Source organism: Streptococcus sp. NLN76 (assembly GCF_015686645.1).
Lineage (GTDB): Bacteria > Bacillota > Bacilli > Lactobacillales > Streptococcaceae > Streptococcus.
In genome coordinates this window covers 1-740 of sequence record NZ_JADPMS010000105.1, presented here as the reverse complement: position 1 = coordinate 740, position 740 = coordinate 1, and the positions used below count along the sequence as shown (strand labels likewise).

Sequence of the window (740 nt, the reverse complement as noted above, 5' to 3'; positions counted from 1 at the left end):
CGTACATCTTTCCTCGTTTACTCTCGTGATTTACGCATATAGGTTACGACTACCTTCTTGGACTTTAGAGTTTCCGGCCCCCTTATCCTCCATATACGCCTTACTATCACGTTTCTGTTCGTAGAGCTACGATTTCGCTATCCCTTCCTCTCCCCGCTACCTCACGATAGTCAGGCTTGGGAGTCGCTATTGAGTTCACCGGTAGCAGGTGCCCACAGAGGACTTACACCTCAGATGTACGACATGCCCGTCGTACCGAAAACGCCGGTCCTTTTTTGGGGGAAACGGCGTTTTGCATTAAAGGACAGATTCTACCTTGTAAGGCAAGGGACCAAGAACTTCTTGGTAATCTTGAACCTGGTAGGCTGTATTGGTTGTCACTTGGGCTAGATGTTGATCCAAATCAATCGTAACTGACTCCACTCCTGCCAATTTTGAGAAGGCTACTGTAGTATGTTTCACGCAATTTTAGCAGGATAGTCCTGCAAGTTGAACAGTTTGTTTCATTTGTGTCACGTTTTAAGATTTTCAGATCTTATTGATTCTAAACATACTAAGATTAGTAGTGAGGAAACCTTCGACGGAAGATTTTCTCACTACTTTTTCTTTATGTTAAAGTAGTAGTGTCTTGTTAAGTCGTACTAGATTTTGGCATTTAATGCCGTAGCTCAAACTGGCAAGACACCTGTTTTAGTTAGAATTTTTTCAAAGTATGTTGGACGTTGAACGTCGTGTATTGA

The 740-nt window shown here is 42.7% G+C and carries 1 protein-coding gene; it reads right to left on the bottom strand.

Annotated features, from left to right (window positions below; translation table 11 throughout):
• Positions 1–297: 297 nt before the first annotated feature.
• A complete protein-coding gene (locus I1A59_RS09475) occupies positions 298–462 on the bottom strand; it encodes a heavy metal-associated domain-containing protein (RefSeq protein WP_348769644.1) in 165 nt (54 codons plus the stop codon).
• Between the last annotated feature and the right edge of the window lie 278 nt (positions 463–740).